A 15,417-nucleotide genomic window follows, 5' to 3' on the forward strand; every position below is an offset into this window, starting at 1 on the left:
AACGTCGCGGACACGGACCTGACGGGTAGGAGCGAAGCCCCCAGGAACGACCCGAAGAGACAGTGATGCGAGGTGATGCCCCGGACTCTGATGCCGGAAGGTTCCCCATTCGGCATGCACACTTGCCACGTCCAACAGTGGGCGTGGCCGATATCGGGAGGTACGCGTGACGACCCCTTCACAAGCCTCGGTTTTCTTCGACGAGAAGCCTTCGGAAGAACCCGCCAAGAGCAACGCGGACGTTGTGGTCAAGGGCCGCAACGTCGAGATACCGGACCATTTCCGGATATATGTCTCCGAAAAACTGGCTCGCCTCGAGCGCTTCGATCCCTCCATCTACTTGTTCGATGTCGAACTGCAGCACGAACGAAATCGCCGTCAGGCCAAAGCATGTCAACGCGTGGAGATCACCGCGAAGGGCAAGGGTCCGGTTGTTCGAGCCGAAGCGTGCGCCGACAGTTTCTATGCCGCCCTCGAAGCGGTGACGTCGAAACTCGAGAGCAGACTCAGGCGAACCAAGGACCGTCGTAAGGTGCACTACGGAGAGAAGCGGCCTGTCTCCGTTGCCGAGGCCACCGCCGAACTCGCCGAGGACGACACGCTGGCACTCGACCCCGATACGAAGCTCGATTCCTTCGAGGACGATCAGAGCGGCCCCGGGCACATCGTGCGTACCAAGATCCACTCGGCCGCTCCCATGAGCGTCGACGATGCACTGTACGAAATGGAGCTCGTCGGCCACGATTTCTTCCTGTTCCACGACAGTGCCACCGACCGACCGTCGGTCGTGTATCGACGGCACGCCTTCGATTACGGCTTGATCAGACTCACCTGACCCGCCCGTTCGCGGCGGCAGGGTTCGTTCGCCGTCCGTGAAATCACTTCACCGCTGCAGGCTCGATGCCGGGGGACATGATCCCCACGTCGGGCCTGCAGTGCTGTGTCGATGCCGTGTCGGTGTTGTCCGGATGGCCGACCCGGGATCTCCTACGACCGACACTCGGTTTGCCGCGCCCGCAGCGGCACCGCCTACCATGGACGCGTTCGGGTCACCCGCCGCGCAGATGCCGTGGTGATGGACCCGTGAGCTCGTACTGTGATGCAGTGTTGTTCGCAACGCAGTGTTGTTCGTGATGCAGTTGTTCGTGTCAGTACCCGTGAACCGAGGATCGAGGACGAGAAAGCCCGTGCCGTCGCTGTCGTTTTCCAAGCTGCTCCGTGTTGGTGAAGGTCGCATGGTCAAGCGCCTCAAGAACATCGCTGACCACGTCTCGACCCTGTCTCCTGACGTCGAGAGCCTTTCCGACGACGAACTGCGCGGCAAGACCGCGGAGTTCAGGGAGAGGTACTCCGCAGGGGAGAGCCTGGACCAGCTGTTGCCCGAGGCCTTCTCGGTTGCTCGTGAGGCGTCGTGGCGCGTTCTCTCGCAGAAGCACTTCGATGTTCAGGTCATGGGCGGTGCCGCTCTGCACTTCGGCAACATCGCCGAGATGAAGACCGGTGAAGGTAAGACGCTGACCTGTGTTCTTCCCGCTTACCTCAACGCCATCTCGGGCGACGGTGTGCACGTGGTGACGGTCAACGACTATCTCGCCAAGCGTGACTCGGAATGGATGGGCCGCGTCCACCGCTTCCTCGGTCTCTCGGTCGACGTGATCCTCTCCGGTATGACGCCGGTGGAACGCCGCGCCGCGTATGCCGCCGACATCACCTACGGCACCAACAACGAGTTCGGGTTCGACTACCTGCGTGACAACATGACGCACTCGCTCGACGACCTCGTGCAGCGTGGGCACAACTTCGCCGTCGTCGACGAGGTCGACTCGATCCTCATCGACGAAGCTCGAACGCCGCTGATCATCTCGGGGCCGGCCGACGCGTCGAGCAAGTGGTACGGAGAGTTCGCCCGTATCGCGCCGATGTTGAAGGTGGACACCCACTACGAGGTCGACATTCGTAAGCGGACGATCGGTGTGCACGAAGCAGGCGTCGAATTGGTCGAGGATCAGCTCGGCATCGACAACCTGTACGAGGCCGCCAACTCGCCGCTGGTGAACTACCTGAACAACGCGATCAAGGCCAAAGAGCTCTACACCAAGGACAAGGACTACATCGTCCGCGACGGCGAGGTCATCATCGTCGACGAGTTCACCGGTCGCATCCTGGTGGGACGCCGCTACAACGAAGGTATGCACCAGGCAATCGAGGCCAAGGAGAAGGTGGAGATCAAGGCCGAGAACCAGACTCTGGCCACGATCACACTGCAGAACTACTTCCGCCTGTACGACAAGCTCTCGGGCATGACCGGTACGGCCGAGACCGAGGCCGCAGAGCTGCATCAGATCTACGGTTTGGGCGTCATTCCGATTCCGACGAACCGTCCGATGGTCCGCGTGGACAACGGAGACCTGATCTACAAGACCGAAGAGGCCAAGTTCGACGCCGTCGTCGACGATGTGGTCGAGCGGCACGAGAAGGGCCAGCCGGTCCTCATCGGTACCACCAGCGTCGAGCGGTCGGAGTACCTGTCGAAGCAGTTCACCAAGCGGGGCGTGGCCCACAACGTGTTGAACGCGAAGTTCCACGAGCAGGAAGCGACCATCATCGCCGAGGCCGGTCGGCAGGGCGCGGTGACGGTTGCGACCAACATGGCCGGCCGCGGTACCGACGTCGTTCTCGGCGGTAACCCGGATATCCTCGCCGACCTGAAGCTCCGGAAGCAGGGCTTGGACCCGGTCGAGACCCCCGAGGAGTACGAGGCCGCGTGGGAGCCTGCTCTGGACGAGGTCAAGGCGCAGGTCAAGGCCGACGCGGATACTGTTCGCGAGGCCGGCGGCCTGTATGTCCTCGGTACCGAGCGGCACGACTCGCGTCGTATCGACAACCAGCTCCGAGGCCGCTCGGGCCGTCAGGGTGACCCGGGAGAATCGCGTTTCTACCTCTCGCTCGGCGACGAATTGATGCGGCGATTCAACGGCGGCGCACTCGAGTCGATCATGACCCGGCTCAACCTGCCCGACGATGTGCCGATCGAAGCCAAGATGGTGTCCAAAGCCATCAAGAGTGCTCAGACCCAGGTCGAGCAGCAGAACTTCGAGATCCGCAAGAACGTCCTCAAGTACGACGAGGTGATGAACCAGCAGCGCACCGTCATCTACGAGGAGCGGCGGCGCATCCTCGAGGGTGCCGACATGGAGGGTCAGGTCGAGGGGATGATCACCGACGTGATCACCGCTTACGTCGACGGTGCCACCGCTGAGGGGTACGTGGAGGACTGGGATCTCGAGCAGCTGTGGACCGCGCTCAAGACCCTCTACCCGGTAGGCGTGGACCACAAGGTTCTGGCCGGGGAGAACGAGGACGGCGAGAAGGGCGACCTCAGCCGCGACGAACTACGTGAGGCGCTGCTCGAGGACGCGCGGTCGGCTTACGCCAACCGTGAAGCCGAGATCGACGGTATCGCCGGCGAGAACGGGATGCGCGAACTGGAGCGGCGCGTGCTGCTGTCCGTGCTCGACCGCAAGTGGCGTGAGCACCTCTACGAGATGGATTACCTCAAAGAGGGCATCGGCCTGCGTGCGATGGCGCAGCGCGACCCGCTGGTCGAGTACCAGCGCGAGGGCTACGACATGTTCCAGGGCATGCTCGACGGTCTGAAGGAGGAGTCGGTCGGCTTCCTGTTCAACCTGCAGGTCGAGGCGACGCCGGCTCCGACCGGACCTGCGGCCTCGGCAGGTCTCGCCGTGGCTCCGGGACTGGCTTCTCCGGTGGGCTCGGGCCGCCCGGCACCGACACCCGCCGCAGCACCCACACCGACGGCTCCGGCACCCACTGCTCCGACACCCACTGCTCCTGCACCTACCGCTCCTGCAGTGCCCTCGGCTCTGCGGGCGAAGGGTCTCGACGAGCAGGAAGAGCAGAGATTGACCTTCTCCGGTCCAGCCGAGGGTGGCGGCACCGATGTCCGCCGATCGGGTGCGTCGGCCGGCGTCAGTGATTCCACCGTCGATGGCACTCGCCGTGAGCGTCGCGAAGCGGCGAGAGCGCAGAGCAAGGCCCCCAAGAAGACTGCTCGCTCCAAGCGCAAGAGGTAGGGGATTGCGGTCGCCTCACCGCGAGGCGACTTTCACCCCACTCGCAACGACGTGACCGTCCACCCGGGACGGCGTGGATCGACTGCCAGTTCGATCCGGCCGGCGAAGGCGAACATTCGCGGGCCGCGGGTGTACGAGCCGAATATCTCTGCGGAGACATCGGACTGATACACGACGTGGACTCGGTGCACGGCGGCGAATCCGAGCCGTCGCCCCGGCGGTGGGTTGCGCACGATGGTTCGTACCAGGTCGATCATCGGTGTGGTGAACAACACCGAGAGTTGATCGGCGCTCCGTCGGCGGTCGATCACTTCGATCAGCATGCGCATCGCACGGTCGGCCGACGACCGCGCGTCGGCGGGTACGACCGGCCGATCGACCGGCTCGGTGCGTCGTCGAGAACGGTTGCTGCGCACCGACGTTCGATGTACCACCGGCCTCGGCTCGGTGGCCGCCACCGGATCCCACGTGTGCACGGTTGTGGACGAGAGCGGCGGCTCGAAGGGAGCGGCACGCGAGAGGAAGCAATGCGGCTCGGCGTGGAGGCGGGGGCTCGTCCCGGAAATACGCGGGGTGTCCGACGGTTCGTTCGATTCCATGACGCTCACACCGACATTGACGGTCCCCGGCGGTGTTCGGTTCCCCGACGAACCAGGTCGATTCCGGCGACACGAGTCCTCGACCGACCCCACGACCGGCGCTCGTCCGCCACGTACTCTAGGTTCGAGCCACACCGCGCGCCCGGCCTACTCGAACGGGTGCGAACTCCACGCAAGGACGGAGACTGGAACACGCGATGGCGACCAGGCTGACAGCGCAGGATGCGTCGTTCTACTTTCTCGAGGCCAGTAGCAGTCCTATGCACCTCGGCTCGCTCGCGATCTTTCGGACCCCGCGCAGCGGGTTCAGTTACGAGCGTCTGCTGTCGTTGGTCGAACAGCGATTGGCGCTGGTTCCCCGGTATCGCCAGAAAGTGCGCGAAGTCGCATTCGGGCTGGCCAGACCGGTCTGGGTCGACGACGCGGATTTCGACATCACCTACCACATCCGGCGCTCGGCGCTTCCGAAGCCGGGTTCGGATGATCAGTTGCACGATCTGATCGCACGGCTGACGTCGCGACCCCTCGACCGCACTCGGCCTCTGTGGGAGATGTACCTGGTCGAGGGACTGTCGAAGAACCGTTTTGCCATCTTCACCAAGTCCCACTCGGCGCTCGTCGACGGCGAGCACGCACTCGACATCGGTCAGGTGATCCTCGACGCGAGCAAGAATCCGCCGCCGGTTGCCGAGGAACTGTGGATGCCCGCTCGCGAGCCCAAGGATTCTGCTCTCGTCATCGACGCGCTGACCGAGTTGGTGGTGCGGCCGGGGGAGAGTATCGAGGCTCTGCGTGGCGCAGTGAACGGCATGGCCGGTGTCGCGGGTGACGCGGTGCGTGCTGCGGGCAAGGTTGCGGCCTTGCTGCGCACCGCGACCCAGAGCGCTCCGTCGAGTCCGCTCAATGCTCCGATTTCGCGAAACCGCAGATTCGCGGTGGCCAAGACCGAGCTGTCGGACTATCGCAAAATCCACAATCGCTTCGGTTGTTCGATCAACGACGTGGTGCTCGCGGTCGTCACCGGCGCGCTACGAAACTGGTTGCTTTCGCGCGGCGAACCCGTGACCGCGTCGTCGACGGTCCGGGCCATGGTGCCGATGTCGGTGTACGTCTCCGCCGATCGCGTCGGTTTCGGCGATGTGGGCGACAGGCCTGCCGAGCCGACCGAGGACGATCGCAGCGAGATCTCGTCCTTCCTCGTCGACCTGCCCGTCGGTGAGTCGAATGCGGTGGTTCGGCTCTCGCACATCGCACACGCCACCGAGGCGCACGCCAATCAGAGTCGCGGCGTCACCGCGCAGACACTGATGCGCATCACCGGATTCGCGCCCGCGAATCTGCATGCCATGGGCGCGCGGGCAGGCAGCCGACTGTCTCAGCGGGTGTTCAATCTGATCGTGACCAACGCTCCCGGGCCGCAGTTCCCGCTCTACGTCGGCGGCGCACGCATGCTCGAGATGTATCCGGTCTCGCCGTTGTTCGAGAACCAGGCGATGAGTATCGGGTTGACGTCGTACGACGGTTTCGTGTTCTTCGGGCTCAATGCAGATCGAGGTGCCATGCCCGACGTGGACGTGGTGACGGCGTTGCTGCACGAGTCGCTGGAAGAATTGGTCGACGCGAGTAACGAATCGAGAGTGTGAGGTCTTCTGCAATGCGTGTCTACGTTCCGGCGACGCTGGAGTTCTTGAAAGTGTTGTCGGCGGACGGTGAATTCAGCCCGGTCTCGCGGACGGCGTTCGCGGTGACGCCGACTCTGCGTGAGGCATATTCCTCCGGCGACGACGAGGAGCTGGCCGAGGTGGCAATGGGGGAGGCCGCCAGGGCCTCGTTGCGCTTGATCGCAGCGGCCGTCGACGACGAAGCCGACTCCGGCACGGTCGCCGAGGGTGTGGTGTATCGACGAGCGGTGATCGCAGCCGATGTGGACGACCCCACCCTGCGACCCGATCTCGACGATGCCGTCGTCCGGTTGAAAGAGCCCCTGCGGATGGATCAGGTCGCGTCGGTGCACGTCGATCTCGAAGGGGCAGAATCGGCAGTCGCGAAGGCTGCGGCGGCCGTCGATGCTGCCGACATGGGTGACGCCGACGCGGAGTTCGTGCTCGGAGACGCCGAGGATCACACGTTGGCGTGGTACGCCCCGCAGGAGTTGTCGTTTCTCCTCGAACTGCTGTGATTACGCTGTGATCGTCCCCGCACCGTCGTGGCAAAGGTGACCCTGACCCCGAACCTACGGTAGCGTAACCTCGATGGCCGGATGCGGCTCGGAGTCTCGATCGAGGGGATGGAACACCCGATGGATCTGAAGAAATGGCTGGAAGCTCCTGCGGCCGGCGTCTCGGCACCCAGGCGTCCCAGACTGAACATGGTGCGCGGTGCTTTCACCCGTATCACCACTCCCTTGTTGCCGGACGACTACCTGCATCTGGCGAACCCGTTGTGGTCGGCGCGTGAGTTGCGAGGCCGCATCGTGCGAGTGGAGCAGGAGACCGCGACCGCGGTGACGCTGGTGATCAGGCCTGGGTGGGGCTTCAATTTCGACTACCAGCCGGGTCAGTACATCGGAATCGGTCTGCACCTCGGCGGACGGTGGCACTGGCGGTCGTACTCGCTGACCTCGCCGCCGAACTGGGAAGACAAACTGATTTCCATCACGGTCAAGGCGATGCCCGAGGGCTTCCTGTCTTCGCACCTCGTCGGCGGCGTGCCGCAGGGAACAATCGTTCGTCTGGCCGCGCCGAAGGGAAATTTCGCGCTGCCGGTTCCGCCGCCGAACAAGATCCTGTTCGTCACTGCGGGCAGTGGTATCACTCCGATCATCTCGATGCTGCGCGCACTGGATCGACACGGGGACATGCCCGACACGGTGCACATCCATTCGGCTCCCACCGAGGACGAGGTCATGTTCGCCGCCGAGCTCTCCGCGTTGGAGAAATCTCATCCCAACTTCACCTCTCATGTGCAGCTGACGCGATCCGACGGCAAGTTCGCGCTGGCCTCGCTGGACGAGCTGTACCCCGATTGGCGGACGCGCGACACCTGGGCCTGTGGCCCCGCGGCCCTCCTCGAAGAGATCGAGAAGACCTGGAAGCGCGAGGGCATCGAGGACAGGCTTCACCTCGAGAGGTTCGAGATCTCCCGAGCCGACACTTCCGGTGCCGGCGGCACCGTGACGTTCTCCAAATCCGACCGGAACATTGCTGTCGACGGGGCCACGAGCCTTCTCGAAGCCGGCGAGAGTCTCGGAGTTCAGATGCCGTTCGGCTGCCGGATGGGTATCTGCCAGACGTGTGTGGTCCCGTTGACCGCAGGGCACGTCATCGACCTCCGTTCCGGCAAGGAGCACAGCGAGGGCGATCGTGTGCAAACGTGCATTTCCGCTGCTGCGGGCGACTGCACATTGGAACTGTAGGTCTGTTTTTCGCACACTGCCTTCTCAGGCTGTTCGGTTACGCTTACGTAGGTTGCCCATGCCGAACCACGATATTTCGGGCACTGCACTCAACTGTTGGAGGACCCGGTGGCCATCACCGATATCAAAGAATTCGCGCACCTGAGCGAAGAAGACATGGAAGCGTTCGGTCGTGAACTGGATGCGATCCGCCGCGACGTCGAAGACAGCCGCGGCGAGCGCGATGCGGCCTACATCCGTCGGACCATCAGGGTGCAGCGTCTGCTCGAGCTCGGCGGGCGCGCAGTGTTGCTCGGTAGCAAATATCGACCGGCATGGCTTGCCGGGACTGCGATGCTCAGCGTCGCGAAGATCATCGAGAACATGGAGCTCGGCCACAATGTGATGCACGGGCAGTGGGATTGGATGAACGATCCGGAGATTCATTCCACCTCGTGGGAGTGGGATCAGACCGGACCGTCGGAGCAGTGGAAACGCGCCCACAACTACTCGCACCACACCTACACCAACATCGTCGGCATGGACGACGACATCGGCTTCGGCATCCTGCGCATGACCCGTGACGAGCCGTGGAAGCCGATCAACCTCATTCAGCCGCTCGCCAACATCGTGCTGGCCACCACCTTCGAGTGGGGCATCGCACTGCACGATTACGACGCTCAGAAGCAGCTGGACGGCGAGGACGAGAAAGGTCTGCTGAAGTCTCCGGCGAGCCGCGCATTCGCGCGCAAGATCGCCAAGCAGGTCGGTAAGGATTTCGTCCTGTTTCCGGCACTGTCCGGCCCGGCGTGGAAGTCCACGTTGACCGCCAACGCCACCGCCAACCTGGTCCGGAATCTATGGGCGTACGCGGTGATCTTCTGTGGTCACTTCCCGGACGGTGCGGAGAAGTTCACGATCGGTCAATTCGAGACCGAGACCCGCCCCGAGTGGTACCTGCGTCAGATGCTGGGCAGTGCGAACTTCGAAGCCGGTCCGGCCATGGCCTTCATGAGCGGCAACCTCTGCTACCAGATCGAGCACCACATGTTCCCGGACCTGCCGAGCAACAGGTATTCGGAAATCGCCGAGAAGGTGCACGCTCTGTGCGAGAAGTACGACTTGCCGTACACCACAGGGTCGCTCGGCAAGCAGTACCTGCTGGCGCTGCGGACCATCCACAAGCTGTCGCTGCCCGACTCGTGGTTGCGAGCCACGTCCGACAACGCCCCCGAGACGTCGTCCGAGCGGCGTTGGCGGGTCGGCGATTCGCCCGCCGTTCATGCGCTCCGGATCGATCCGCTCACCGGGCAGCGTCGAGGCCTGCGTTCGGCCATGCAAGAGGCGCGGGTGAGCTTGCGCAACGCGAAGAAGGAAGCCAAGCGTCAGGCCAAGGCTCTTCGCCGCTCGGGCGACCGCGTTTCGTTGTGAATCGTCACACAGATTTCCGCCACTAACCTACGGAACCGTAAGTTACGATACGGTAGGTGACGGAATTGCACATAGCGCATACATGCGTGCTGTGTGTTCACGACTGCCAGGAGGTTTTTTCCCATGGCGATTACGGACGTCAAAGAATACGCGCATCTGACCGACGCTGACATCGAAGCGCTGGGCCACGAGCTCGACGCGATTCGGCGGGACATCGAGGCGTCTCGCGGCGAACGCGACGCCCGGTACGTCAAGAACACGATCCGCTTGCAGCGCTCCCTCGATATCGGCGGCAGGGCCGTGCTGTTCGCCAGCCGCCGCCGTCCGGCGTGGCTGGTCGGAACTGCCATGCTCGGGGTCGCCAAGATCATCGAGAACATGGAACTCGGCCACAACGTCATGCACGGCCAGTGGGACTGGATGAACGATCCAGAGATTCACTCCACCTCGTGGGAGTGGGACAACACGGGTCCGTCGGCGCACTGGAAGCAGACGCACAACTACATCCACCACAAGTACACCAACGTGTTGGGTATGGACGACGACGTGGGCTACGGCCTCCTCCGGGTCACCCGCGATCAGCGGTGGAAGCCCTTCAACATCGGCAACCCCGTCTACAACCTGCTGCTGCAGTTGTTCTTCGAGTACGGAGTGGCGCTTCAGCACCTCGAACTGGGCAAGGTGGCCAAGGGTCGAGTGCCGCGCGAGGAATTCGAGCAGAAGCGGCGCGAAGTACTGGAGAAGGTCGGCAAGCAGATCGGCAAGGACTACGTCCTCCATCCGTTGCTCACCGGTCCCGCCTGGAAGAGCACGTTGACGGCGAACATCGTCGCCAACATGATGCGCAACGTGTGGACCAACACCGTCATTTTCTGCGGCCACTTCCCCGACGGTGCGGAGAAGTTCACCAAGTCCGACATGGAAGGCGAGACGCAGGGGCAGTGGTACCTGCGTCAGATGCTCGGCAGCGCGAACTTCAACGCCGGTCCCGTCATGGAGTTCATGAGCGGCAACCTGTGCTACCAGATCGAGCACCACCTGTTCCCCGACCTCCCCAGCAATCGACTGCGGGAGATCAAGGTTCGGGTTCTCGAGCTCGCCGAGAAGTACGACCTGCCGTACACGACCGGTTCGATCGTGCACCAGTACTTCCTCTCGTGGCGCACCATCGCGAAGCTGTCGCTGCCCAACAAGTACTTGAAGGCAACGAGCGACGATGCTCCCGAGACCGCGTCGGAGCGCAAGTGGGCCGATGCTCCAGCCGGCCTGTTCACCGTCGACCCGGAGACCGGCAAGCGTCGCGGTCTGCGCACGGCAATCGCGGAAACCAAGAAGCGCAAGGGAATTCGCAAATTGGTCGGCAAGGCAGCCTGACCGCCGCCGATTCGATAGCGAAGCCTGGTAGAGACCCGTGGGTCTCTACCAGGCTTCGTTCGTTCGAACGGCTTCGAGAAGTAGGCGAACGGCAGCGACGCGTCGTGCCGCGTCCCCGGTGAGGGAGTCGAGGGCACATTCGGGATCGGCCGGAGGGCCGAGGTGGGTGCACCCACGCGGGCAGTCTTCGATCGTGTCGGCCAGATCGGAGAACGCGGCGACGACGTTCTCGGGGGAGATGTGCGCGAGTCCGAACGATCGGATACCCGGCGTGTCGACCACCCAGCCGCCGCCCGGCAGCGGTAGCGCCACCGACTGTGTCGAGGTGTGACGGCCTTTTCCGACGCCCGAGACCACTCCGGTGGCCCGATAGGCATCGGGCACCAATCTGTTGACGAGAGTGGATTTTCCGACGCCCGAGTGGCCGATGAGGGCGGTCACGTCGTTCGTCAGCATCGCGGTCAGTTCGGTGAGGTCCTCGGACTGACCCGCCAACACCACGGGGACATCGAGATCGGCGAATGCGGCGGTGAATTCCTCGGGGGCGGCCAAGTCGCTCTTCGTCAGGCACAGCACGGGTTCGAGCCCACCGACGTACGCGGCGACCAGAGCTCGTTCGACGAAACCGGTGCGCGGCGGCGGGTCTGCGAGTGCCGCCACTATGAGCAACCTGTCTGCATTGGCCACCACGACGCGCTCGAACGGGTCGGTGTCGTCCGCGGTGCGCCGCAGGACCGTGCGGCGCTCGGCCACGCGCACGATACGAGCCAGGGTGTCGACCTTGCCCGACAGGTCTCCCACTATGTCGACTTCGTCGCCCACCACGATCGGGGTCCGGCCAAGCTCGCGGGCGCGCATCGTCACGACCGGTCGAGTCGGGTCACCGCCGAGCACACAGCCCCATCGGCCTCGGTCGACCGAGACGACCATTCCTGCTTCGGCGTCGTTGTGTTCGGGTCGCGTCTTGGTGCGTGGGCGAGAACTCTTACCCGGTCGAATGCGGACGTCGGATTCGTCGTATCGACGGGCGGTCAGGACCCGACCTCGCTCGATGTGGTGGTGGACAACATTGCGTCCCAGAGCTTCTCGAAGCCCGGAAGGGTCTTGGCGGTGGTGCCGATGTCGTCGACCTCGACGCCGGGGACGCGCAATCCGACGATGGCGCCGGCCGTGGCCATTCGGTGGTCGGCGTAGGCGCGCCAGCTGCCGCCGTGCAGCGGTACCGGATCGATCCTGATGCCGTCGTCGGTTTCCACCGCACGCCCACCGAGCCGGACGATTTCGGTGGTGAGCGCCGCGAGTCGGTCGGTCTCGTGACCACGCAGGTGGGCGATGCCGCGGAGAATCGACGGTCCGTCGGCCAGGGCTGCGAGCGCCGCGACCGTCGGTGTCAGCTCGCCGACGTCGTGGAGATCGAAGTCTATGCCGCGCAACGTATCCGGACCCTCCACCGTCAGGGTGCCCGCAGTCAGATCGACCCGAGCGCCCATCAGCGCGAGGATCTCGCGAATCGCGTCACCGGGCTGGGTGGTCGACTGTGGCCAATTCGGCACGCGCACTCTGCCTCTCGTGACGGCTGCGGCGGCCAGGAACGGGGTGGCATTGGACAGATCCGGCTCGATGATCCACTCGATCGGTGTGATCGGACCCGGGTACACACGCCAGGTGTTCGCGTCGCCACCGGTTTCGGGAGTGTCCACGCGCACTCCGGCTCGCCTCAACATCTCCACGGTCATGTCGATGTGCGGCATGGACGGTACGGGCTTACCGGTGTGGTGGATCTCGATTCCCTCGTCGAACGCCGCCGCCGAGAGCATCAGACCGGAGACGAACTGCGAGGATCCCGAGGCGTCGATCTCGACGGCCCCGCCGCGCAGCGAGCCCGTACCGCTCATCGTGAACGGAAGCGCGCTGCCTTCGATTTCGGCACCCACGGCGCGCAGTGCGTCGAGGATCGTGTCGAGAGGGCGGATGCGTGCTTGCTCGTCGCCGTCGAACGATACTTCGCCGTCGGCGAGTGCAGCGAGAGGCGGCACGAAGCGCATGACGGTACCTGCCAGCCCGCACTCCACCGATCCGCCGTGCATCGGTGCCGGAGTGACCCGCAGTGTCGTCCTGTCGTCGTCTGCGGCGGTGATGTCGATCCCCAGAGTCGTCAGAGCGTCGATCATGAGGTCGGTGTCACGGCTGCGGAGGGCACCGACGATCGTCGACGGGCCGGATGCGAGGGCGGCGATGATCAGTGCGCGATTGGTGATGGATTTCGATCCGGGCAGTGTGACTGTCGCATCGACGGGTGCGGCCGCGGCGGGTGCTGTCCAATTGCTCACGCGTCCATCTTCGCTCATTCGCGATCAGCGCGCGGCGATGGGAGCGGTTGTCGCGCGGGTGAGCCGGACGAGGTCGGCCGGGGCGAGTTCGATTTCCAGGCCACGGCGGCCTGCGCTGCACAGAATCGTCTCGAACTTCAGAGCGGAGTCGTCGATGGCTGTGGGGAGGGACTTGCGTTGGCCGAGAGGTGATATTCCACCGAAGACGTAGCCGGAGGAACGTTCGGCGGCAGCCCTGTCGGCCATTGCGATCTTTCTGGTGGCCAGAGCGGTCGCCGCGGCCTTGAGCGAGAGCATCGTCGTGACGGGAACGATCGCGACGGCGAGCGATCGGTCCGCCCGTTCGACGATCAGGGTCTTGAAGACTTGGTCGGGTCGAACCCCGAGTCGGTCGACGAGTACCTGCGCCGCCTCCTCGCCGTAGGACTGCGCCTGCGGATCGTGGTCGTAGGAATGCACGGTGTGCGCCACCTTGCGTGCCGTGAGCAGCGCGAGAGCGGGGGTCGACGCAGCCATCCGCTGAACTCTAGTTCCAGCCCGGGAACATGGCGGTGCCGACCTGTGTTGTGTAACCACAGATACGGATGCAGGCGGAAGGAAAGACGAATGGCAGTGCTGACCGCGGGACATCCCCTCGTGCTGAAGGGGGTGATCTCTTCGCAGAAGTCGACTTCGGGCGCGGTAGCCTGGGCGGTGGAAGCAATCGAAGGGATCAGCGTGACAGAAGCCAGCAATCCCGTCGCTCCAGTGGACGACGAGAAGGCGATCGCGGAGCAGAGGGCAGCCGAGACCGGAGTGCAGTTGACCGAGCGCTTCGAGCGCGACGCGCTGCCGATGCTCGATCAGCTCTACGGCGCGGCCTTGCGGATGACGCGCAACCCCGCCGACGCCGAGGACCTGGTTCAGGAGACGTTCGTGAAGGCCTACTCGGCTTTCCGGTCGTTTCGTGAGGGTACAAACCTGAAGGCCTGGCTGTACCGGATCCTCACCAACACCTACATCAACTCCTACCGCAAGAAGCAGCGTCAGCCCGCTCAGTACCCCACCGACGAGATCAGCGACTGGCAGCTCGCTGCGACCGCCGAGCACACGTCGACAGGACTGCGCTCCGCCGAGGTGGAGGCGCTGGACGCGTTGCCGGACGACGACATCAAAGCGGCGTTGCAGTCCCTTCCCGAAGAGTTTCGAATGGCCGTCTACTACGCCGATGTCGAGGGCTTTCCGTACAAGGAGATCGCCGAGATCATGGGAACGCCCATCGGAACGGTGATGTCGCGTCTGCATCGCGGACGCAAACAACTCCGAGGACTGCTGGCCGATGTGGCACGCGAGCGTGGATTCAACCGGGACGGCGCAGTCGACCGGCACGAGCAGGAGGTAGTCCAGTGACGGGCACCGGCAACACCGACGGAGACGAGCAGTTCGAGCGACTCGACTGCTCGGCAGTCATCGCGGACGTGTGGATCATGCTCGACAACGAGTGCGACGAGGCCAGCCGAACGCGCCTGCAGAAGCACATCGACGAGTGTGGGTCGTGCTTCGAGGCCTACGGAATCGAAGAGAAGGTCAAGCGGCTGATCTCGCGCAAGTGTGGAGGGGACCAGGCACCGGCCGGTCTCCGTGAACGGCTGAGCATCGAGATCCGCCGGACCGTGCTCACTCGGCAGGTCGACTCCGAGTAGCCGAAGACGGGTCGAACGACGACCCACCGAACGACGAGGGGCCGAGAAGCATCTGCTTCTCGGCCCCTCGCGGCTTGTGGCAAACCGTCAGCTGTTCGGACGTTTGCCGTGGTTGGCCTTGTTGCCCTTACGAGCACGCTTCTTACGTCCACGCTTTCCCATGATGGGCTCCTCTCGTTTGTTCAGTACAGTCTCCCACGTGTGATTGGCTTACTGTGACGGGCCTGGTCTCCGGTGGGTGTCCAGCGCGGTTCGTGGTGACGTGAGAGAGGGGTTCGCCGATGTCCGAGGACGTTCGCGCGGAGATGGTGTCCACGGTGTTTCAGGTAGTCGTGGCTCGAGGTGACGCGGTCGAGGTGGGTGACACCCTGGTCATCCTGGAGTCGATGAAGATGGAAATTCCGGTGCTGGCCGAGACGGCGGGCACGGTCACGTCCGTGGATGTGGCCGTCGGCGACGTCATTCAACAGGGCGACCTCATCGCCGTCGTGTCCTGAGCCACGGCCGACCGGT

The 15,417-nt window shown here is 64.1% G+C and carries 15 protein-coding genes; 10 read left to right on the plus strand and 5 right to left on the minus strand.

From position 1 onward, the window contains the following. Positions 1–166 precede the first annotated feature (166 nt). Both hpf and secA read left to right on the plus strand, forming a co-directional pair. The gene (gene hpf, locus ACQR3T_RS04350) at positions 167–835 is read left to right on the plus strand and encodes a ribosome hibernation-promoting factor, HPF/YfiA family (protein WP_032376902.1); all 669 of its coding nucleotides are present in this window, start codon (positions 167–169) and stop codon (positions 833–835) included. 352 nt (positions 836–1,187) lie between these two features. After that, positions 1,188–4,094 carry a preprotein translocase subunit SecA gene (gene secA / locus ACQR3T_RS04355; protein ID WP_428692630.1) on the plus strand — a complete coding sequence of 969 codons (2,907 nt, stop codon included), beginning with the start codon at positions 1,188–1,190 and terminating at the stop codon, positions 4,092–4,094. Positions 4,095–4,126: 32 nt separating this feature from the next. On the opposite strand, the gene ACQR3T_RS04360 is transcribed toward secA, so the two are convergent. After that, complete coding sequence (locus ACQR3T_RS04360) at positions 4,127–4,693, minus strand: Rv3235 family protein (protein WP_428692631.1); 567 nt, start codon at positions 4,691–4,693, stop codon at positions 4,127–4,129. 197 nt (positions 4,694–4,890) lie between these two features. Between ACQR3T_RS04360 and ACQR3T_RS04365 the strand changes: the two genes are divergently transcribed. The 5 genes from ACQR3T_RS04365 (at position 4,891) to ACQR3T_RS04385 (ending at position 10,892) form a co-directional block, all read left to right on the plus strand. Then, positions 4,891–6,336, plus strand: a complete 1,446-nt coding sequence (locus ACQR3T_RS04365; RefSeq protein WP_428692632.1) for a WS/DGAT/MGAT family O-acyltransferase — start codon at positions 4,891–4,893, stop codon at positions 6,334–6,336. A gap of 11 nt (positions 6,337–6,347) precedes the next feature. Continuing rightward, complete coding sequence (locus tag ACQR3T_RS04370; protein WP_032376904.1) at positions 6,348–6,872, plus strand: DUF6912 family protein; 525 nt, start codon at positions 6,348–6,350, stop codon at positions 6,870–6,872. A 120-nt stretch (positions 6,873–6,992) separates the two neighbouring features. Further along, on the plus strand, positions 6,993–8,108 hold the full coding sequence (locus ACQR3T_RS04375) for a ferredoxin reductase (protein ID WP_037156208.1): 1,116 nt from the start codon (positions 6,993–6,995) through the stop codon (positions 8,106–8,108). 108 nt (positions 8,109–8,216) lie between these two features. Then, a complete protein-coding gene (locus ACQR3T_RS04380) occupies positions 8,217–9,518 on the plus strand; it encodes a fatty acid desaturase family protein (protein WP_032378136.1) in 1,302 nt (433 codons plus the stop codon). Positions 9,519–9,641: 123 nt separating this feature from the next. Next, positions 9,642–10,892 (plus strand): fatty acid desaturase family protein, encoded by a 1,251-nt coding sequence (locus tag ACQR3T_RS04385; RefSeq protein ID WP_032376905.1) that lies wholly within the window; start codon positions 9,642–9,644, stop codon positions 10,890–10,892. 45 nt (positions 10,893–10,937) lie between these two features. On the opposite strand, the gene rsgA is transcribed toward ACQR3T_RS04385, so the two are convergent. Genes rsgA through ybaK form a run of 3 tightly spaced genes read right to left on the minus strand, consistent with a single transcriptional unit; the run spans position 10,938 to position 13,738 of the window. Further along, positions 10,938–11,972, minus strand: a complete 1,035-nt coding sequence (gene rsgA / locus ACQR3T_RS04390; RefSeq protein WP_428693051.1) for a ribosome small subunit-dependent GTPase A — start codon at positions 11,970–11,972, stop codon at positions 10,938–10,940. Continuing rightward, positions 11,924–13,240, minus strand: coding sequence for a 3-phosphoshikimate 1-carboxyvinyltransferase (gene aroA, locus ACQR3T_RS04395; RefSeq protein ID WP_428692633.1), 1,317 nt, complete (start codon positions 13,238–13,240; stop codon positions 11,924–11,926). The genes rsgA and aroA overlap by 49 nt, the downstream gene beginning before the upstream one ends. Positions 13,241–13,246: 6 nt before the next feature. Then, on the minus strand, positions 13,247–13,738 hold the full coding sequence (gene ybaK / locus ACQR3T_RS04400; protein WP_428692634.1) for a Cys-tRNA(Pro) deacylase: 492 nt from the start codon (positions 13,736–13,738) through the stop codon (positions 13,247–13,249). Positions 13,739–13,828: 90 nt separating this feature from the next. Between ybaK and ACQR3T_RS04405 the strand changes: the two genes are divergently transcribed. Together ACQR3T_RS04405 and rsrA are read left to right on the plus strand one after the other, a co-directional pair. Continuing rightward, positions 13,829–14,611: a sigma-70 family RNA polymerase sigma factor gene (locus ACQR3T_RS04405; protein ID WP_155293044.1), complete on the plus strand. Its 783-nt coding sequence runs from the start codon at positions 13,829–13,831 to the stop codon at positions 14,609–14,611. Then, on the plus strand, positions 14,608–14,904 hold the full coding sequence (gene rsrA, locus ACQR3T_RS04410) for a mycothiol system anti-sigma-R factor (protein WP_032376909.1): 297 nt from the start codon (positions 14,608–14,610) through the stop codon (positions 14,902–14,904). Before ACQR3T_RS04405 ends, rsrA begins: the two co-directional genes overlap by 4 nt. Positions 14,905–14,991: 87 nt before the next feature. Here the strand turns inward: rsrA and ACQR3T_RS04415 are convergent, their stop codons facing one another. Then, on the minus strand, positions 14,992–15,066 hold the full coding sequence (locus ACQR3T_RS04415) for a 50S ribosomal protein bL37 (protein ID WP_370878772.1): 75 nt from the start codon (positions 15,064–15,066) through the stop codon (positions 14,992–14,994). Between the two features lie 119 nt (positions 15,067–15,185). Between ACQR3T_RS04415 and ACQR3T_RS04420 the strand changes: the two genes are divergently transcribed. After that, entirely contained in the window at positions 15,186–15,401 is a 216-nt protein-coding gene (locus ACQR3T_RS04420; RefSeq protein WP_008717734.1) for a biotin/lipoyl-binding carrier protein, read from the plus strand. The last annotated feature ends 16 nt before the right edge of the window (positions 15,402–15,417 follow it).

It is taken from the genome of Rhodococcus sp. IEGM1428 (assembly GCF_050321865.1).
Classification (GTDB): domain Bacteria; phylum Actinomycetota; class Actinomycetes; order Mycobacteriales; family Mycobacteriaceae; genus Rhodococcoides.